Here is a 19,561-nt window from a genome sequence, read left to right on the forward strand (position 1 = left end):
AACAGATTTAAAACTGTAAAAAGTTTAGCATTATTTATACCAATTCAGTGAGTATATTGTTCCAAAATCATCCAAATTATAGCGAAGCCAGTTCAGTCGATGCCTGATCATGCTCATGACTGAGATTTTGTTTCAATTGGCTAAATTGGTTCAACACGTTAAACATCAAAGAAAGCTGTTGTAGCACAATTAAGGCTTTCTGATCTTCCTCACTGTTTTGTGACAAACGCTGACGGATTTCTTGCAACATATTTTGCGCAGATAAGTCTGGAACTTCGTCACGTAGCAATGCACCTTGAATGTCATCCGCAGCTTTATCCAATAAGGCTAAGACCTGTTGGCCTTGAATTTTTTCACGATGCGCACCTAAGGCCGCGATATAACTAATAAAGGTATGATTGAGGCACAAAAACTCAAAGGCTAAAGCTTTTTGAGTCGGATCGGTATCGGGTTCGGTGGCTAATGTGGAAATCAGTGATGCTACTTCTGCATCGGTATTATGTGCTGCACGACGGACCACACGATAATTCAACCCGTTATTACGACCAGATTTGTATTGTTCAACCACTTCGGCCAAATAATCACACTGCGCTTGAATAGAACGACTGATGGTCCGAGGCAGGCGACGGAATTTCCAATCTGGGAAAATGAAACTCACACCAAACCATGCCAAGGCACAACCAATCAGTGTATCAATCATACGCGGCATAGCTGCGGCAAAACCCATGCCATCTAAGTTAAAGTTAATCAGCGCCAAAATGGTAATAAACGCAGTGGCTTGTGCATATTGCTTACTACGTAGTTCAAAAAACAATACGCCACTTAAAATGAGTAGCAATAACTGACCTTCGACAGAAGGGACAAAATATAAAATTGCATAACCTAAAATAATCCCGACCAAGGTGCCAATGATACGTAAATAGAGGCGGCGCTTGGTGGCGTTAAAGTTCGGCTGGCTGACAAACAGGGCAGTCAATAAAATCCAATAGCCATAACTGATATTGGTCACTTGGACAAAAATATAACCAATAAATAACACGGTCGATAAACGCACAGCATGACGGAACAGCACCGATTCAGGGCTCAAATGTTGTTTGAATCGAATGACGATGTCGTCCCAACCTTTTAAATCATCATCTTTTAAACGATTTTCAATCAGGTATTGTCGGTCAATATAACGCTCGGTTTCGACATTACGTAATTGCGCATCGATGCCTTTTAGGTTTTGGTATAAAGCAAATAAAGAGTTGATCCAAACTTCATCATATTTTTGCTCTTCACGCAGCTTTTCGAGTGACAGTTTTAGATTGTGGAATGCATGTTTAAAGCGTTGATTATGATGATATGGCTTTCGCTGTAAGATACTGATACTCAAATCTTTACAGGCTTTTCCTTGAATTGAAAGCACACGTTGAAAGCGAAATAAAATATCACTATGTTCAAAAATACGGGTCAATTTTTGATAATCAATATGCGCGGAATCGGCACGTTCATGAATGTCTTGCGCGACAAAATAATATTGCAGGCTACGACGCGTATCTTTTTGTCCACGGTCGCCTTTTAAACGCGTTAATAAGGCTGTTTTCATATCGTTGAAAATGCCAATTAATTTGCCATTTTCTAGCGATAGCTCAATCAAACTTTGCTGGTAACTTTCTGGTGTCATATCGACATCAAACAAGTTAGATTTTGCAAATAAGAAGTCACCTAGAGATGAATAGCTTTGCGCCAATTTGTCCTGAACTTGACGTACAGGAAACAGTAGAAAGCTCAAAGTCGAAAGCAGTCCATACCACATCGCACCGATGACCAATAAACCTGCTTGTGTATACCAATTTTCAAAAAGTTCGACCCCTAGCATGGAATACACGGAGATCACCAGACAGCCATAAGAAATGGTGGCATAGCGACGACCCAATGAACCCAAAAGAATCCAACCGATACAAGACACAATCAGCCCCAAAGCAAATAAAATCGGATGCGGGAACAACAGATAAATGGATACCGCAGTAACAAAGAACCCGATATAGGTATAAATTTGATTGAGCACGCGGACTGAAAAGCGGTCATCGATATCACTTAGACCTGCGGCAACCACACCCAAAGTGAGGGGAATGGTCATCAATTGCTGATCTAAAAAATATGGGACAAAGGCTGTTCCTGCGAAGGCAATGACCATGCGCAAGTTATACATAAAGGTCGTGTTATAGGTTGCTTGTTTCAGTCGTGCGAGCCAGGCGTTCAAAATTTTTCCTTTGCTAAAGCGATGGGACAGTAAGCAATGTGTATCGTGTGAATTTTCACATTGAAGCCAAGAAATAATACTATGTGCAGTGTAAACTTGTCTGCAAAACTTGCTTGCGATAAATGAATTATTCTTATGAAAAGCGTCGAATCACAAAAGGAATTTTCTCAACGCTGGATCGTCTTGTTGGCGTTGCTGACTGCTTTAGGTCCACTTTCAATCGACATGTATTTGCCGGCTTTACCTCAAATGGCCGACGATTTTGGTGTGACAACGCAACAAGTGGCCAATAGTCTTCCAGCGTATTTCTTGGGTTTGGCGATTGGACAGTTAATTTACGGGCCGGTCAGCGACCGCATTGGGCGTAAAACACCGCTATATTTCGGTTTGGTTTTATATATTTGTGCCAGTTTTCTGTGTGTCTTTGCCAAAAGTGAATGGAGCTTGATCGCGGCTCGCGTTTTGCAAGCCTTGGGTGGCTGTGTTGGTGTGGTGATTGCCCGTGCAGCAATTCGTGATCGCTTAAGTATGCAAGCTTCTGCTCAAGCCTTTGCCAGTATGATGATCGTGACAACAATTGCACCGATCATTGCACCTACTTTAGGCGCATGGGTATTGCAGGTGTTTGAATGGCAATACATATTTGCGGTATTGGTACTTGTCGGTATTTTTTGTCTTTTCTGCGTACATTTTTTCTTTCAAGAAACCCTGCCTGTTGAGCGACGCTTAAAATTAAGTTTGAAACAAGTCTTAGGTTTATATGGTGCGATTGTACAGGACGAAACTTTCCGTAAACCGATGCTCACAGGCTGTTTTTCTGGCGCAATTTTATTTTGTTATATCAGTGGCTCATCTGCCATTTTGATGGATGGTTATGGACTGAGCCAACAGCAATTTGCTTACGTATTTGGTGCGAATGCTTTAGGGATTATGGTGTTTTCAACCCTCAATAAGAAACTTGCAAATCGACTGGATGTTCGCCATCGATTGCACTTGGGTAATGCACTTCAATTATGTGGTGTGCTGATCTTATTGGTGGCGGGGCTATTTTATCTTTCATCTATCGTTGTTGTAATGTTTGGCATGTTCTTATGTGTTGCTTCAATCGGCTTCACTGGGCCAAATGCCATGGCATTGGCGATGTCTGAACAAGGCTCACGAGCTGGCACAGCCAGTGCCATTATGGGAAGTATGCAATTTGCCTGTGGTCTATTGGCCGGAGTGTTTTTGAACTTTTTAGTATGGTCAGCGCTGATCAATATGGCCCTGATTATGTTGCTATTTGTAGTTGTTGCAATGATTACTATGCGCAGTTTAAAAGCTTCAACGATGGGGTGAGCTGAATGCAGGTGATGATGTTTAGGTCATTTGACTTAAACGTCGGTCATCAACGTACTAGTATTTTGATCAAATATCCGCGTCACTCATTATAAATGTTCATCATCCATAACGATGAATGAGGGTGCTATTTTCCCATTGTGAGGGCAGTATCTGTTTACTCGAAATTTATCTCTAAACAATCATCCACTTGAAAATAAAAAGTGAAACGGTGGATCGCTGTAGTCCCATTGTAATGAAATAGAGCAACTGATAAATAAGTATTATTTGCATTAAACACAGTGCTTTATGCTAGATCACTACATATCGAATGCCTCTATCGGTAATGTGTCGGATTTTATCGTTTTTATGACATACCTATAGGGTATGGATATTTACCTTTAAGGTATGAGTGTTGAGCTTTTTTGCCATCTGAATCGGCTAAGTCTGAATTTTAACTAAATATTTCAGTCTATTTTCAGTGATGGATTCAGCGTTTTTGCTTTTTGCTTTCAAGTATTTCGTTATTAAGGGCTGCAAGTTGGGACTTTAATGCGACTAAAGCACGGATATGCAGCTTGAAATTTGTCCGCTCAAATAGGCGAATAACAAAGCGCCCAGAGTTAGGGCATACAACAATGACAGGACAATAGAGAGCTTAGGATGAAAACTCAAACTGTATTCCACCCAATGAAAACCCTTGTTGTTGCCATGAGTTTGGCTACGGTCTCAATGGCTCATGCAGGCAGCAATACTTCTGAAATTGAACAATTACGTGCAGAAGTTGCAGAACTGAAAAGTTTGATTAAAGCGCAGCAGCAAGTTCAACAACAGCAACAAACAGAGATTCAGCAAGTTAAAGCGCGTCCTGTTGCACCACCACCGCCACCAGCTACTCCAGCTGCAAGCTTGAAATCTAAAACAGGTGCAGATGTAAGTCTTTATGGTTTTGTTCGTGGTGATGCAAACTACATCATTGAAGGTGCGGATAACGACTTCAACAACGTACATACGTCTAAAGAAGAAGCACGAGATAAACTTCGCGCAACTGCAAAAACCACACGTTTTGGTTTAGATTTTACAGCACCTGTCGGTGGTGATAATAAAGTGGGCGGTAAAATTGAAGTCGACTTTGCAGATGCAAGTGGTTCAAATGATGGACTTCGCTTACGTCACGGTTACTTAACCTTTAACAACTGGTTATTTGGTCAAACGACATCTAACTTCTTGTCTAGCCATGCACCAGAAATGATTGATTTCAATACAAACTTGGGTGGTGGTACTACACGTATTCCTCAAGTTCGTTATAACTACAAATTAGCTCCAGATACTCAACTATTTGTTTCTGCGGAAGAAGGGGATAGTAAAGGGACTGTTGCTGCAGATCCGACATATCGCCTTCCAAACTTAACTGCCAAAGTGACTCAAGGTTTTGCTGCAGGTAAAGGTACCGCTTCAGCTCGTGCATTGGTTGAAAACTACAAATCTAAAGCTGCGGATGATACAGAAACAGCTTGGGGTGTAGCAGCGGGTGCATCTTATGCAGTGACTGATCAATTGAAATTGAATGGTGATGTCTCGTATACAGAAGGCAACAGCAACTATTTATATGGTTCTAACTCGGCTTACTCTGTTGTAGATGGAAACATCGAGCAAAACAAATTCACTGCTGTACAAGTGGGTGCAACTTATAAGTTTAATGAAAAACTACGTTCGACTTTAGCTTACGGCGCGCTATTTGCGGATGATGGCAGCGCGTATGCGAAAGATGCATTGAATTCAAATGCGAACGAAGAAGCACAGCAAGCTTGGATTAACTTTATTTACGCACCTGTAAAACCAGTTGAACTTGGCTTGGAATATGTGAACGGTAAACGCAAAAACTTTGCTGGTGAATCTTATAACGATGACCGCGTTGGCTTAATGGCTAAATATAGCTTCTAAGCTCAAATCATCGATCAGAATCGATCAAAAAAGCCTGACTTAGTTCAGGCTTTTTTTGTTTAAACAGAGGATGTATTAACACAAATGAACTCACAGCACTAAACAGATAGATTCATTAAATCGCCTGAGTCATGATGTCGTACTGGTTAAAGCAGGCGTTGAACCACGTACAGTGTATAGATCACGCTTAAATCTTTAATATTTTATATAGATAAAAAATACGAATGCATTTAAATAAAAACAATTGGATATAACTTTAAATTATAGAAAAATTAACTTTTTGTAATAAAAAGTACTGAAATTTTATTGTTCAGGCTGCATAATGTGCGACTTTTCAGAAATAGTGCGAAACAGTACAGACATACACAATGTTCTGTCATTAAATTTGCTTCATTTGAGGCTGTTTCTCAATTTAAAACTTTTAGCGATTTGTTAGTCATTTTGAGTTGATTTTTAAAGCTCAGACTTACTTATTTGAATCAGATGATGAATATTTTTCAAACTCTTTAGCTTGAGTCGTTTAATTGCATTATTGATTTGAAATTACAAAATGTAGTTGTATTTCAGACCATAAAGGCAGCTAATGCTGATAGAAGAGCTTTAAAAATATTCAAATAATTTTGGACAAATTATATGGAATTTAGTTTTAACGCGTTTTATACCTTAATCGCAGCGGTAATTGTGCTTTTGTTGGGACGGTTTCTAGTTAATCGTATTGGCTTTTTAGGCCGATATAACATTCCAGAGCCTGTTGCCGGTGGTTTAGTTGCCGCGATTATTTCTTTGGTGGTGCATAGTCTTTGGGGTTATAGCATTACCACAAGTAGTGAATTACAAACAAGTTTCATGCTGATTTTCTTCGCTTCTATTGGTTTGAGTGCAAACTTTGCCAAATTAAAAGAGGGTGGAATCGGCTTGGTCATCTTTATCGTCGCTGTCGCTTCATTCATCATGGTGCAGAACCTCGTAGGTATCAGTCTTGCGACGGTGCTAGGTATTGACCCTCTTATTGGTTTGATTGCAGGTTCTATTACCCTTACCGGTGGTCATGGTACTGCAGGCGCATGGGGTGAAATTTTAGAAGTTCAACATGGCATTCAAGGTGCATTAGCCTTAGGTATGGCAAGTGCGACATTTGGTTTGATTATTGGCGGTATTATCGGTGGTCCACTGGCTAAGCTATTAATTAACCGCTATCAACTTGCAACGCCTCGTACTCATTAACAAATTGAAAAAAGTGATAACACTCCTCTAGCAGATATTAATTCAACAGAATATGTACCGTTTGAATATCCGCATCGAGTTCGCCTTATTACAGCCGATAATGCAATTACCACATTAGGTTTATTTGCAGGGTGTTTAGCATTTGCGGACTTCATGACCGATTTTAGTAAAGGTACTGTATTTGAATTACCGACATTTGTTTGGGCACTGGCTGGCGGCGTAATTTTACGAAATGTACTGGAAGGTATTTTCCGTGTACAAATTTTCGACCGCGCTATCGATGTATTTGGTAATGCATCTCTATCTTTGTATTTGGCGATGGCATTGTTGTCATTAAAGTTATGGCAATTATCCGATCTCGCTGGCCCACTTGTAGTCATTTTGGGTGCACAAATGCTGACGATGGCTTTGTATGCTGCTTTTGTGACTTTCCGTGTCATGGGTAAAAACTATGATGCTGCTGTTTTATCAGCAGGTCACTGTGGTTTTGGTATGGGTGCAACGCCGACGGCTGTGGCAAATATGCAAGCGATTACAAATATGTATGGCCCTTCACATAAGGCATTCTTAATTGTACCGCTATGTGGTGCATTCTTTGTTGACTTAATTAATGCGACGGTTATTCAGTTAATTCTCAAATTTTTCGCTTAATTCTACAAAGGCTCTAAATTAGAGCCTTTGTTTTTTTGTATTCGCATTTTAGGTATTGATTATGGATGAACAATTAAATGCAACTCTCATGGGCTGGGTCAAAGTTTTTAATGATCCGCTTTGGGATTTCTTAGTCGTATTCTTAGTGGCTGTTGGTATTTTCTATACTTTAATCACTGGCGCAGTCCAGATTCGTCTATTTTTTCATAGTATTAAAGTGATGAAATCTAGCCGTAAAGAAGGCGATGATGAACATGGGATTACACCATTCCAAGCCTTTGTGACAGGGTTAGCCAGTCGTGTCGGTGTAGGTAACGTTGCAGGTGTTGCAATTGCGATTGCGATTGGTGGGCCTGGTGCGGTGTTCTGGATGTGGTTTACCGCATTTTTAGGGATGAGTTCAGCATTTGTGGAATCTTCACTTGCACAGCTTTTTAAAGTGCGTGATACGCAAAATCAGCAATTTCGTGGTGGTCCAGCGTACTACATCACGCAAGGCTTGAAGCAAAAGTGGTTGGGTGTGGTTTTTGCCATCGCGCTGATTTCAACTTACGGTTTTGTCTTTAATGCGGTGCAAGCCAATGCGATTACAGGTGCGACCTCACATGCGTGGGGCTGGGATAAAGCCAATATCATTTTAGACTTAGGTGGTTTCGGTTTCGAAATCTCTTGGGTGGGCTTGTTCTTGGTGTTCATTACTGCGCTGATTATTTTTGGCGGGATTAAACGAATCGCCAAAGTTGCAGAAAGATTTGTACCCTTTATGGCGTTGCTTTATCTCGCAGTTGCTTTCTATGTTGCATTTGCTAACTTTGCGATGCTCCTAGATATTTTCCAGTTAATTTTCAGTAAAGCCTTTGAATTTGATGCTGCGGCAGGTGGTTTTTTCGGTGCCATGGTTTCTATGGCAATGATGCAGGGGATTAAACGTGGTTTATTCTCGAATGAAGCGGGTATGGGCTCTGCACCCAATGCTGCGGCAGCATCAGATGTTAAACACCCTGTCAATCAAGGCCTAGTTCAGATGCTCGGTGTCTTTGTCGATACATTTGTCGTGTGTACCTGTACGGCGATCATTATTTTGGCATCTGGCTTGTATGAAAATGCAGGCTTTGAAGGCGTTGCTTTGACGCAAATGGCGCTTGAAAGCCAGATTGGCGCATGGGGAGATGACTTCCTTGCTATTATCTTGTTCTTATTCGCTTATTCTTCAGTAATCGGTAACTATGCTTATGCTGAAGGTAATGTGCAGTTTATCAATAACAATCCTAAGGTCATGTTTGTATTCCGTGTATTCGTCCTGATGATGGTGTACTTTGGTTCAATCATGAGTGTGCCTCTGATTTGGAACTTAGCGGATCTCTTCATGGGCGTGATGGCGAGTATTAACCTTTTTGCGATTTTATTGCTGACTCCATTCTTATTGATGTTGATGAAAGACTACACCTCACAGTTAAAACGTGGTGTAAAAGAGCCAGTGTTTAAAATGGATGAACATCCAAAGTATAAGGATCGCGTTAATTCCGATATTTGGTAAAGTCAAAAATTAACTAAAAAAAGCTCCGTTATCGGGGCTTTTTTTGCTAGATAAAGTCTAAAATCCTGATGTGGAAATTCTGCTAGACATTGAAATTTTGACAGCCAATGACTTTCTAGGTTGTATGTCAATATAATGTGCATCGGTCATAGGCATTAACGAATAATAACAGTGACGTGAATGCGGACTGATTAGACTACTTTTTCTCTTCAAATCTCGAGTTGCATTTGGAATATCTCTCAATGAAAAGCATAACTGTTTTGATGACTGCATTCGCAATCAGCCTTGTAGGTTGTCAAAGTGTGGGCTCAAAAACGGTCAGCGCTGAAACAACCGCACAAATTCGGACTTATACAGCAGCACCTGCACAGGTGGCGAATAACCGCATTGACTTTAAAAAAGTGAAAAAGCAGGAAAAGCGTCCGATTGTTGCTTTGGTTTTAGGGAGTGGTGGGGCACGTGGTTATGCACACATTGGCGCCATTCAGATACTTGAACAGCAGGGAATACACCCAGATTTCATTGTTGGAACCAGTGCGGGTAGCATTGTGGGTTCAATCTATGCATCAGGTAAAAGTGCCAATGAGTTAAGAGATATCGCCTTAAATATGAAAGCCAATGATGTTCGAGAAATACGCTTGGACAAAAAAGGCTTTTTTGACGGTAAAAAAGTTGAAGATTATATCAATGAGCAAGTTGATGACGTGCCTTTAGAGTTGCTAAAAACCCCAATGTATGTGGTGGCAACCGAGTTAAAGAATGGCAAAAAAGTCGTGTTCAACTATGGCAATACGGGGCAGGCTGTTCGTGCTTCGGTGTCGATTCCAAGTATGTTCATTCCCACGATTATTGAAGACACAGAATATGTTGATGGCGGATTGGTCAGCCCTGTTCCTGTGGATGTTGCACGCGATTTAGGGGCAGATATTATTATTGCAGTAGATATTTTGGCACGACCTATTCATACCGAAACGTCTAATGTTTGGGGCTTGTTTAACCAAAATATCAATATTATGCAAAATCGTTTAGCTCAAGAAGAACTCAAGCGAGCAGACATTGTGATTCAACCTGATTTACGTGAAAAAGCACATATATTTGATGTGAAAGGGCGTGAAGCGACGATGCTTGCAGGTGAAGAGGCAACCATGGAAAAACTTGGAGAGATTTCTCGGGTTTATGCTGAACATCAATACAGCAAGGGACATCATATTCCTTATTTAGCAGCCAAAGATTAGGCTGGTACGATTCGCAAATTTAAACGCATCCTGTTCACGTAATAGGGTGCATTTTTTATTTCAGCAAAGCATTTTAATTTTTGTTCTCAGCTTTTCCCATGCTCAATAGTATCCAGTAATCATTAATATATTGGATGTTGATTGGTTTTAGGTCTTAATCAAAAGATTTGCCAAATATAAAAATCGTAATAATAAGAAAATATACAGTTAATTATTTGAAATTAATTAAGAAAATCATATTAATTGGTTTTACGTAGATTTTAAGAGTATATACCTATATTAGCGTTTTTATTCATGTGCTTACGTTTACCAATACTGTTGAAGTGTTTAGAATATCATCAGGTTATTAATACTTAAAACCAATAAATATTTTAAAGGTGGCTGTAGATGAAAACGCTTGATGTAGGACAAAAAGTAAAGCTTGCGATGATGGAAGAGAGCGTGTTTATTGTCACTCATGTGCATGTAGATAATTCTTACACGCTAGAAAGTACCAATGATGGTGGACAAAAAACCAGCTATGACAACGTATCTTTCGAGATGTTAAAAGTCTTAGAAGATTAAGTTTAATGCCGTGCTATGTTGAATCGATGGAGCAACGCGTTTTAATGAATATGTTTTAAATATAAAACACAGCATAGCTTGGATTAAAAAATTGATAGATAGCGCGATAAATACTTGTTTATCGGGTGTATATCGTTATCGATATATATTTTACTGAATGATGGTATGATCACTATAAATAATAATGATGGTTTTTTTGCCGATTTGAACATTTAATTTTGATTAAAATCTATATAATAATCACATTAATCATTGTTATATCACGAGTCTAGAGAAACAAGATGTCCCCATTAGATCAAATTGCGAATGCACTAGACGACCAGTCAGAATTATCGATGTCAGTTTTAATGACTCCTGACATGGCGAATTTTTCGGGTAATGTGCATGGTGGAACGATTCTAAAATTGTTAGACCAAGTCGCGTATGCTTGTGCAAGTCGCTATTCTGGTAGCTACGTGGTGACACTATCAGTCGATAAAGTGAATTTTAAAGAACCAATTCACGTGGGTGAGTTAGTGACTTTCCTTGCAAGTGTGAACCATGTAGGTCGTACTTCTATGGAAATTGGTATTCGTGTTGAAGCGCAGAATATTCAAAAACGTACAGTGCGTCATACCAATAGTTGCTATTTCACAATGGTTGCTGTTGATGATCAAGGTAAACCAAAACAAATTCCGGCATTGAATCTAGATAATGACTGGAAACGTTGTCGTTTCGAAGCTGCGGAACATCGTAAAGTGGCACGTTTACAGGAAAATCATCATCCTTCTTGCAGTATTTATAAAAAGTCGACACAAAGCTAATCGCTTTGGTGGCTGAATATTTGAAAAGATCGCTTTGGCGATCTTTTTTTTATTCTGAAATTCGTCTGGAGAGTGCAGTTGGGATTTGAATTCCGAGTGTGCGACTAAAGTTTATTCTTCACAGCTCAGTTAATGATAGTCATTCAGTCCAATACTGTTTAATATAAAACGATACGTAGCGTTTCGTTTTTTAAATTATGAGTGAAACTGAAAAAACTTCTCGGCGTAAGCAATGTATCTTACAGGCAGTCACAGATGCTTTAGCGGAAAGTGATTATCGAAGCATGACCATTGAAGATATTGCGGCTCGTGCAGGCGTGGGAAAATCGACGATTTACCGTTGGTGGAAGCATAAGTCCGATCTGGTTTTCGATGCTTTTAAAGCGCACACCGCGTCGGTGTTTGAACTCGATTTATCACAAAGTTTAGAGTTCAATCTAAATCAACAATTGCTCAAACTATCACGGGCTTTAAATCAGTACGTGGGTCGAGCATTGCTGGTTGTATTGGCGGAGCATCGTGAAGCAGCGGGTGAGTTTTTTAAACAGTATTTGTTACCTCGACGAGAAGCAACACGTGAGCTGATCCAATTGGCCATTCAACGAGGCGAAATTCGCGCGGATTATCCTTTCGAACTCATGTTGGACATGTTGTACGGCCCGATTCATTATCAGATTATTTTCTTTAATACCCAGCCAGATGAAGACTATATCAAGCGACTGGTGCAGTTGGCGCTAAACCCGATTTTTACGCAGTCCCAAGCCACGCGTAGCAGCGAGACAATGATCTCATGACTACTCAACATCAGGCATCGCTATGGAACAAGTCTTTCGTTTTTTGTCTGTGTAATAACTTGTTTTTATTTAGCTATTACTTTGCGCTGCTGACCATATTGCCCATTTATATTATGAAAGAATTGGGTGGTTCGATTCAGCAAGCGGGTATGGCTTTAACGCTGTTTTTGGTGTCATCCATTGCGATTCGTCCCTTTTCCGGCATGATCATTGAGCGTTTTGGTAAAGCCAATTCTGTACGTATTTCAGGCTTTATCTTTGTCGTTTTTGCGCTGAGTTATTTGTGGATTGACAGCATGTGGTCGTTGTTGGTCATTCGTTTTTTACATGGTTTTTGGTTCAGTATATTAACCACGGTCAATGTTCCCATCGTAAATGATTACATCCCAGATCATCGAAAGGGCGAAGGCATGGGCTACTTTGTCATGTCGACCAACTTAGGCGTGGTGATCGGGCCATTTTTAGCGCTGAGTATGATTCAATTCAGCAGTTTTAGTACCTTATTTGCAGTATTAGCCTTATTGGTTGCAGTGGGCTATATTTTTACGTGGTTGGTTCAAATACAAGAACACGTACAGCATAAATCAAGTGATCAAGCGAGCCAATCCGCAGCCATCCAATGGCGTGATGTGATAGAAACACGGGTACTTGCCATCAGTTTTGTGGCATTGCTGACCGCATTTGCATATTCGAGTGTGATGAGTTTTATCACCGCTTATGCAGAGTTGAAGCATTTACTCGCTTATACCAGTATCTTTTTTATTGTCTTTGCTGTGTCGATGTTGCTCGTCCGTCCTTGGGTTGGCAAAGTTTATGATCGCAAAGGCCCGAGTGCAGTCATCTATCCATCCTTTATTTGCTTTGCCATTGGTTTGGTGATTGTGAGTTTTCTCACGAATCAATGGGTGCTTTGGATATCGGCCGTTTTTATGGGCATCGGCTACGGTTCAGTTTTCCCATGCCTGCAAACGGTCGCGATTCAAACGGTAGAAAAAGCCCGAATGGGACATGCAATATCCACCTTTTTTGCCTTGTTTGATATTGGCCTTGCTGTCGGTTCGGTCATTATGGGTGTGCTGATTGCATACTTTGGATTTCAGGCAACCTATTTATTTTGTGCAGTGATGGTGCTGTTCACTTTGTGGATGTATCGTCTATTCGTGGCAAACCAATTTAAACGCAGTGCTTTAGGAGCTGAATAATGGAATTACGACATCTACGATATTTTGTTGCGGTTGCCGAAGAGCTAAATTTTACTAAGGCTGCGCAGCGGATGTGTACAGTGCAACCTTCTTTAAGTCAGCAAATTAAAGACTTAGAACAGGAAGTTGGGGTGCAATTATTGATGCGAACCAACCGAAAAGTTGAGCTGACTGCAGAAGGTCAGGCCTTTTTAAAAGAAGCGCGTTTGAGTTTAGAGCATGCTGAAAAAGCCATGATAGATGCGCGTCAAATTGCGCAGCTCAGTAAAGAACAACTGAATATCGGCTTTGTTCCTGTGGCTGAAATGAAGGTCTTTCCTTATATCATGCCAAATATCCGTGCTCAGTTTCCTGAGTTGAAAATTCATTTTCATAGTTTAATGGATGTCGATCAGATCAGTGCAGTACGTAAAGGAGAGATTGATATTGCCTTTACCCGTTATGTCGAAGAAAGCCCTGATATAGAATCTGTTCAGATTTTTACTGAGCCTTTGGCGTTGATTGTACCGAAAAATTCGCCTGTAGCAGAACAGCGGCATATCAGCATTAAAAACATGAATAATCAGGATTTTATTATTAGTGATGAACATTCATCACCTGAGCTATACCGAATTATTCAAGATTTCTTTAAGCAAAATAAACTGAATGTGAACTTGGTGCAGCATTCGACCAATATTTTGTTAAATGTCAATTTGGTCGGTATGGGTGTCGGTTGGAGTTTAGTACCGTCTTATGTGATTCCATTGCTCGGTGATAAAATATTGGTTAAAAGTACGGTTGAACCTTTGCCGACCATTGGTTTGTATGCGAGCTATCGAAAAGATCGTAAAAATGATGCAATCGAATTGATTTTAAAAGTCTTAAAAGAGCAGTTCTATATGGGCTTTTTCTAAGCCTTTAAATATTGCCCTAAGATTTAAATAAAAAAATCCTGAATTAAGCGCTTCGGGATTTTTTTATTTATCGTATTTTTAATCAAAGACTCAATGATACATAGCCTTTGTCACTCTGATTTATTTAAACCATTTTTGTAAATAGGGTTTCATCACGCGGTAGGCAATCAAACCGATGAGTATAATCAGATAGAGTGGCCAAATCGTAATGAGAACAACCAACAGGCTCAACACAAATTGCCACCCTTTTTGTATACCGTACCATGCTCTTTGCCAGAAACTATCGCCATTTAACTGCGCAACAGCATCAAGGTTAATATCGATATGTTCACGGACAGTGGCAGGTTGAGTAAAGCTAATCACAATCGTGCTATAGCGGACACGATCTTGAACTTCTAAGCGGGTCAGGCGTGAGATTTCATTGACTTGCGCTGCAGAAACATGGTCGGGCACGACCTGTGTTTGCGACATTTTTTCTTCGAGTAGTTTTAGCTCATAGCGTTTTGCCGAATATTGCTGACGGTTCAAAAAATGCATTAGTGGTAACAGTTGATTGACGAAATGTGCAGCTTTTTCACTTGGCACACGAATGATCATTTCCGCTTGCGGATTTATTTTTTCAAAGATTTTAATTTTGCCGTCAGCAATCGGGTAGGATTGACTCTCTTGCACCACAAAGTCGATATTTTTCTGTTCAATAAAGCCACCTAAACTTAGCGTGAGTTTTTCAATTTCTAAGGCCGTTTTAACCACATCTTTCGACTCAAAACTGACATTGGCTTCTCGAACCATTTTACGAGAGGCTTCGGCTGGGTTGACCTGCTCATTTAAAATAGTTTCAGGTTTTTGTGTTGTTGCAGGCGTGGTAGACGGCTCATTGGAAGTGCTTTCCGCTGCTTGATCTTGCTGTGTACTGACTTGAGCAGGTTGTGCATCTGCGCTGGCTTCAGTTGCCATTTTTTCGGTTTTCTTGGAACAGCCTGAAATTAAAATCACCGTAAACATGGCAATTAAATATTTATTTTTCATCGATGTAGAGCTCAATTGTTTGATTATCAGAAAGTCGGAGTAAATACTTTTTGCTTTAAATATAAATTCAAATTTAGCGTAATTATTAGTCGGGCGTATTGTATCGGAAAGTGTTTAAAGTACGGATGAACGCAACATAATTCTACATAAAGCCGCGTATAGTAATAGACAGAACAACAAGGATGAAAATAAGGATATCTACAATGAACCCAGCAATGAAACTCTACAGCAATCCACGCTCACGCAGTAATACTATTCTGCCTTTATTGAAAGAATTAGACATCGAGTCAGAAGTTGAGATTATTGAAGTGCCATATGAAGAGATGCACCAAGCGGCATATCTCAAGATTAATCCCATGGGCAAAGTTCCCTGCTTGGTCGATGGTACTGCCGTGATCAGTGAAACTGCAGCCATCTTTAGTTATTTAGCCGATAAATTCAGTGACAAAGGTTTGGCACCCGCCTTAGATGATCCCAAACGGGGTGAATATTTGAAATGGATGTTTTTCTGTCATGGTCCGCTGACTGAATATATGGATATGAAAAATGTTGGCATTAGCACTGAGTTAATGGATGAGAAACGTGGCAGTTTGAGTTTTGGTAATGAAAAAATACTTTTAGATTTTATTAAAACAGGGCTTGCGCAGGCCCAGCCATATCTGTTGGGGGATAAAATTAGCGCAGCAGATTTATATTTGGCTTATTGGATGGTGTATGCCATTTCATTCAAAATATTGCCATATTTAGAGGAATTTAAACCTTTTATTCAGCAGATTCAGCAACGTGAATCGGTAAAAGATGTGCATTGGTTTCAGTCGGTTTAACTTGGATGCTTATTTGATTGTTGGCTGAACTTGGTATTGCTATATGTCTATTCATATAACTCTTTCTTTGAGAACTAAAAAGAAAGAGTTTTAAATATCAATCACTAAGATGATAAAGCGATTTTAATTATTGCCATAAATAATGTATGGCATATATTGCGCTAAATTAAATAGACTCAATCGTTGTTGGTTCTATTTAAAAAATCATGGGCTTCATCATCAGATAGAGGTGGGCCTAAATCTCTTTCAAGTTTGGCATATATTTCGAGTAGCCTTTTTTGTTGAGGATCCATATCTAATGCACGATGCTGCTGATATGTTAATTGATCATCAATCCAATCATAATCCTGAATCGCAGCCCCTGCGAAACTGGTTTTCAAATGGAGTTTGTAATAACCAGAAAATTTATGTTTCTTGGTATCTAGACAGAGATACGCGAAGGTAGACCAACCACTTTCGGGAAATTTAAGGCGAGCTCGGCAGGGCTTCTTTTCTAGTGTAAATGTGGGTGAATAGACTTGGCCTTTTAGAATGATATTTTTATCTTGACCAAAATATTGAGTTTGTAATGCAAATAAAGCAAGAATCACTGTGGTGAGAAAAAAGCTGGCAATGACTGCATAAAAAAATGAAATGTATAAATGGAAGGACAAAAAATTAGATTCTTCGTTTTTGTTCACATCTTTTTCTAAGCGTAATAAATAGCAATTCAAAGAAATAAGAAAACAGAGGCAAAAAACGAAAATAGCTAACCAACTATTGGCATGAAAATGATGTATCTCTACGAAAATGAGTGAACAGATAAAAATAAAACCTAACAAACTATAAATGAATAATTTCTGAAATCTTTTTTGCATTTTGCGAAGCTTATAATTATGTATTGAACGATTATAGCATGCGATGTTTATAGTGATTATAGAAAAAATCACCATGCTTTATGCATGGTGATTTTTAATTCTTGCAGATCTATTTAGATTATTAAGCATGCAATTTTGCAAACAATTGTTGGCTCACGCTGTCTAAAGTTTGTGGAATTGCAATCGCTGCAACAAAACGGTCTGGGCGAAGAATCGTAACAGATTCAGTGGTTTTACCAAACCAACCACGAATATCGGTACCAATATCACCAATCGTAATCACATTGTCGTACTTGGTGCGATTTTCATTGCTGAGCTGAACAGCAGGCAATACTTGGATAAATTTAACGCCCAATTTTTGCCATTTTTTCATGGTCGCATCTGACAGACCCCATTTCGGATCGACGCCCCAAGCAATGATTGCAAAGTCGTTACCGATGACTTCATCGAGTAGGACTTTCTCACCAGATTCAAGTTGCACATGTGGCTGAATGAACATTTTACCTACAGGTGAGTCTTTAACACCGTTATTGATCAATGCACCGTCGTTGTACTTCGGCATTGGCTTGAAGCGCATTTCCAATAGATATTGCTTGATCGGTTTGATGTAATTGAGTGCATAGGCAATACCATCACGGATGAAACCTTGCCATTTTTTCGGTGGAGCAAGGACATGACCCGCCATTACAGAAAGATCAATCATCGCTTTTGCATGATCTTTACGTTCAACTTGGTATGTATCTAAAAGCGCAGGGCCAGCTTTGCCTTGTACAACCATTGCAACTTTCCACGCAAGGTTGAACGCATCACGCATACCACTGTTATACCCTTGACCTTGCCATACTGGCATGATGTGCGCAGCATCACCTGCAAGTAAAATACGGTCTACACGGAATTTATCTGCAATACGGGCATTGTGGGTATAAACGCGCTGACGAATCACTTCAATACCGTCGGTCGTTGGAAGCACTTTCGACAATAATTTGGCAATGTTTTCAGGTTTGCTTAATTCATCTTGAGTTTCACCAGGCATCACCATAAATTCGAAACGACGAATACCGTGTGGAAGCGCAGCAGATACATAAGGACGCACAGGGTCACAGCATAGGTAAATGTGTGGCGTTGCAAGTGGGTCGTTATTGATGTCGATCACGATCCATTGGTTCGGTGCAGTTTTACCATCGAAGCCGATGTTGAGGGTACGACGTACCACTGAGTTACCACCATCACAAGCAATCAAATACTGCGCTTGAATTTTTTCAGCTTCACCGTCTTTATTTTGAATATTTAGCGTTACACCATTGGCATCTTGGCTAAAATCAGACAATTGACGAGAGAATAAAACATTTGTGGTTTCGTACTGTTTTAAACCTTGTAGCAGTACATTATCGACTTGCGGTTGAATAAAGGCATTACGACGTGAGAAACCAAATTCACGAGTGAGCGGTTGAATGTCAGCGAAACAACGACCTTTAGGGGTTAAGAAACGCATCGCGTGGTTCGGTGTTGTATGTGGTAATACTTGATCCACTAAACCTAATGATTGGATGGTACGTAATGATTCATCATCAATACCAATCGCACGTGGGTAGTCAATCAGGCTGTCCAGTTGTTCAATCACAGTGACATTGACGCCTTGCTTACTTAAGTAGTTTGCAATGGTTAAGCCGACAGGACCTGCGCCCAGAATGGCAACTTCCGTTGTGTAATTTGCTTTATTGCTCATGCGTAAACATCCAATCACTTCACATATGCCACTATTAAGTTCTAAACAGAGACTTTCAACAAGCTAGGCATAAGTCGAAACGATGAATCGAATTGTCGTGTTTTTTGCAGGGTTTTATTTTAAGTGGATGATATATATTTATTTATATGAAAATCATCAATCATTTTGAATGATTTATCGATCATTAAAATCTATCAATCAGTGGCTTTGAGCATAAAAAAGCCGAACCATTTTTCAATGATCCGGCGACTTTAATTCATTTAGCACAACATTTTATTAGTGAGGGATAAATGTTGAGCAGCAGACTAAATGAATTTAGCGTGTGGAGTACGCTATCCGTCTATTACTGAGCAGGTTGAGCTGGTGCAGAACCTTCAGCATTTGCTTCTGAAGCAGGTTGAGCAGCAGTACCTTCAGCAGCAGTTGTTTCAGTCGCTGGCTGTTCTTGAGTGCTAACCACTACTTTTTCTTGTTCAGGCGCTTCTTGTTTATCTTTGCTCGCAGCAAAACTTGTTGCAGCTGCAGCAGCTAGAGTAGAAGCAAGTAAAATTTGAGTTAATTTCATTTTGAGCATCCTTATATATTTTAGCTCTGTACACGACAAATTTCATAGGATCCTTGTCCTATCAGGCTTTTTCTTTCTTAAAATTGCTAGCACTTTCTTAAATTCTTCTTTTTTTCCAAAACCAATCAAACGTAGAATAGCCATTTGAACA

General features: G+C 39.8%; 15 protein-coding genes and 1 pseudogene. 11 read left to right on the forward strand and 5 right to left on the reverse strand.

What is annotated here, in order from left to right; genetic code table 11:
• Window positions 1-76 precede the first annotated feature (76 nt).
• Complete coding sequence (gene yccS, locus FTV03_RS02075) at window positions 77-2,245, reverse strand: YccS family putative transporter (protein ID WP_180039715.1); 2,169 nt, start codon at window positions 2,243-2,245, stop codon at window positions 77-79.
• Window positions 2,246-2,380: 135 nt separating this feature from the next.
• Here yccS and FTV03_RS02080 point away from each other — a divergent pair, with 135 nt between their 5' ends.
• The 10 genes and pseudogenes from FTV03_RS02080 to FTV03_RS02125 all read left to right on the forward strand — a co-directional run bounded on the left by FTV03_RS02080 (window position 2,381) and on the right by FTV03_RS02125 (window position 14,409).
• Complete coding sequence (locus FTV03_RS02080) at window positions 2,381-3,583, forward strand: multidrug effflux MFS transporter (protein ID WP_180039717.1); 1,203 nt, start codon at window positions 2,381-2,383, stop codon at window positions 3,581-3,583.
• A gap of 642 nt (window positions 3,584-4,225) precedes the next feature.
• Complete coding sequence (locus FTV03_RS02085; RefSeq protein ID WP_180007538.1) at window positions 4,226-5,506, forward strand: DcaP family trimeric outer membrane transporter; 1,281 nt, start codon at window positions 4,226-4,228, stop codon at window positions 5,504-5,506.
• A 633-nt stretch (window positions 5,507-6,139) separates the two neighbouring features.
• Window positions 6,140-7,381 (forward strand): annotated as a pseudogene (gene gltS / locus FTV03_RS02090) (sodium/glutamate symporter).
• A gap of 61 nt (window positions 7,382-7,442) precedes the next feature.
• Window positions 7,443-8,918, forward strand: a complete 1,476-nt coding sequence (locus FTV03_RS02095) for a sodium:alanine symporter family protein (protein WP_180039719.1) — start codon at window positions 7,443-7,445, stop codon at window positions 8,916-8,918.
• Between the two features lie 242 nt (window positions 8,919-9,160).
• The gene (locus FTV03_RS02100; RefSeq protein WP_180039721.1) at window positions 9,161-10,153 is read left to right on the forward strand and encodes a patatin-like phospholipase family protein; all 993 of its coding nucleotides are present in this window, start codon (window positions 9,161-9,163) and stop codon (window positions 10,151-10,153) included.
• Between the two features lie 387 nt (window positions 10,154-10,540).
• Window positions 10,541-10,717: a hypothetical protein gene (locus tag FTV03_RS02105; protein ID WP_171262670.1), complete on the forward strand. Its 177-nt coding sequence runs from the start codon at window positions 10,541-10,543 to the stop codon at window positions 10,715-10,717.
• A 281-nt stretch (window positions 10,718-10,998) separates the two neighbouring features.
• Window positions 10,999-11,520, forward strand: a complete 522-nt coding sequence (locus tag FTV03_RS02110) for an acyl-CoA thioesterase (RefSeq protein ID WP_078191431.1) — start codon at window positions 10,999-11,001, stop codon at window positions 11,518-11,520.
• 197 nt (window positions 11,521-11,717) lie between these two features.
• Window positions 11,718-12,314 carry a TetR/AcrR family transcriptional regulator gene (locus FTV03_RS02115; protein ID WP_180039723.1) on the forward strand — a complete coding sequence of 199 codons (597 nt, stop codon included), beginning with the start codon at window positions 11,718-11,720 and terminating at the stop codon, window positions 12,312-12,314.
• Window positions 12,311-13,516, forward strand: coding sequence for an MFS transporter (locus tag FTV03_RS02120; RefSeq protein ID WP_180039724.1), 1,206 nt, complete (start codon window positions 12,311-12,313; stop codon window positions 13,514-13,516). The genes FTV03_RS02115 and FTV03_RS02120 overlap by 4 nt, the downstream gene beginning before the upstream one ends.
• Entirely contained in the window at window positions 13,516-14,409 is an 894-nt protein-coding gene (locus FTV03_RS02125) for a LysR substrate-binding domain-containing protein (RefSeq protein WP_078191428.1), read from the forward strand. The genes FTV03_RS02120 and FTV03_RS02125 overlap by 1 nt, the downstream gene beginning before the upstream one ends.
• 120 nt (window positions 14,410-14,529) lie before the next feature.
• Here FTV03_RS02125 and FTV03_RS02130 read toward each other — a convergent pair whose 3' ends face one another.
• Window positions 14,530-15,438, reverse strand: coding sequence for a DUF4349 domain-containing protein (locus FTV03_RS02130; RefSeq protein ID WP_180039726.1), 909 nt, complete (start codon window positions 15,436-15,438; stop codon window positions 14,530-14,532).
• Between the two features lie 215 nt (window positions 15,439-15,653).
• On the opposite strand from FTV03_RS02130, the gene FTV03_RS02135 reads away from it, so the two are divergent.
• Window positions 15,654-16,262 (forward strand): glutathione S-transferase family protein, encoded by a 609-nt coding sequence (locus FTV03_RS02135; protein ID WP_180039731.1) that lies wholly within the window; start codon window positions 15,654-15,656, stop codon window positions 16,260-16,262.
• Between the two features lie 176 nt (window positions 16,263-16,438).
• Here the strand turns inward: FTV03_RS02135 and FTV03_RS02140 are convergent, their stop codons facing one another.
• The 3 genes from FTV03_RS02140 to FTV03_RS02150 all read right to left on the reverse strand — a co-directional run bounded on the left by FTV03_RS02140 (window position 16,439) and on the right by FTV03_RS02150 (window position 19,410).
• A complete protein-coding gene (locus tag FTV03_RS02140; RefSeq protein WP_180039728.1) occupies window positions 16,439-17,119 on the reverse strand; it encodes a hypothetical protein in 681 nt (226 codons plus the stop codon).
• Window positions 17,120-17,240: 121 nt separating this feature from the next.
• On the reverse strand, window positions 17,241-18,845 hold the full coding sequence (locus FTV03_RS02145; protein ID WP_180039729.1) for a bifunctional 3-(3-hydroxy-phenyl)propionate/3-hydroxycinnamic acid hydroxylase: 1,605 nt from the start codon (window positions 18,843-18,845) through the stop codon (window positions 17,241-17,243).
• Between the two features lie 343 nt (window positions 18,846-19,188).
• Complete coding sequence (locus FTV03_RS02150) at window positions 19,189-19,410, reverse strand: hypothetical protein (protein WP_078191424.1); 222 nt, start codon at window positions 19,408-19,410, stop codon at window positions 19,189-19,191.
• Window positions 19,411-19,561 lie beyond the last annotated feature (151 nt).

This window comes from Acinetobacter sp. YH12218 (genome assembly GCF_013417925.1).
In the GTDB taxonomy this organism is placed as follows: Bacteria; Pseudomonadota; Gammaproteobacteria; order Pseudomonadales; family Moraxellaceae; genus Acinetobacter; species Acinetobacter amyesii.

Bases quoted from the DNA above. Each gene is read 5' to 3' on its own strand.
- FTV03_RS02120 (WP_180039724.1), top strand. From the start codon at position 12,311: ATGACTACTCAACATCAGGCATCGCTATGGAACAAGTCTTTCGTTTTT.
- FTV03_RS02095 (WP_180039719.1), top strand. From the start codon at position 7,443: ATGGATGAACAATTAAATGCAACTCTCATGGGCTGGGTCAAAGTTTTT.
- FTV03_RS02105 (WP_171262670.1), top strand. From the start codon at position 10,541: ATGAAAACGCTTGATGTAGGACAAAAAGTAAAGCTTGCGATGATGGAA.
- FTV03_RS02130 (WP_180039726.1), bottom strand. From the start codon at position 15,438: ATGAAAAATAAATATTTAATTGCCATGTTTACGGTGATTTTAATTTCA.
- FTV03_RS02145 (WP_180039729.1), bottom strand. From the start codon at position 18,845: ATGAGCAATAAAGCAAATTACACAACGGAAGTTGCCATTCTGGGCGCA.
- FTV03_RS02085 (WP_180007538.1), top strand. From the start codon at position 4,226: ATGAAAACTCAAACTGTATTCCACCCAATGAAAACCCTTGTTGTTGCC.
- FTV03_RS02150 (WP_078191424.1), bottom strand. From the start codon at position 19,410: ATGAAATTAACTCAAATTTTACTTGCTTCTACTCTAGCTGCTGCAGCT.
- FTV03_RS02125 (WP_078191428.1), top strand. From the start codon at position 13,516: ATGGAATTACGACATCTACGATATTTTGTTGCGGTTGCCGAAGAGCTA.
- FTV03_RS02115 (WP_180039723.1), top strand. From the start codon at position 11,718: ATGAGTGAAACTGAAAAAACTTCTCGGCGTAAGCAATGTATCTTACAG.
- FTV03_RS02110 (WP_078191431.1), top strand. From the start codon at position 10,999: ATGTCCCCATTAGATCAAATTGCGAATGCACTAGACGACCAGTCAGAA.
- FTV03_RS02135 (WP_180039731.1), top strand. From the start codon at position 15,654: ATGAAACTCTACAGCAATCCACGCTCACGCAGTAATACTATTCTGCCT.
- FTV03_RS02080 (WP_180039717.1), top strand. From the start codon at position 2,381: ATGAAAAGCGTCGAATCACAAAAGGAATTTTCTCAACGCTGGATCGTC.
- FTV03_RS02140 (WP_180039728.1), bottom strand. From the start codon at position 17,119: ATGCAAAAAAGATTTCAGAAATTATTCATTTATAGTTTGTTAGGTTTT.
- FTV03_RS02100 (WP_180039721.1), top strand. From the start codon at position 9,161: ATGAAAAGCATAACTGTTTTGATGACTGCATTCGCAATCAGCCTTGTA.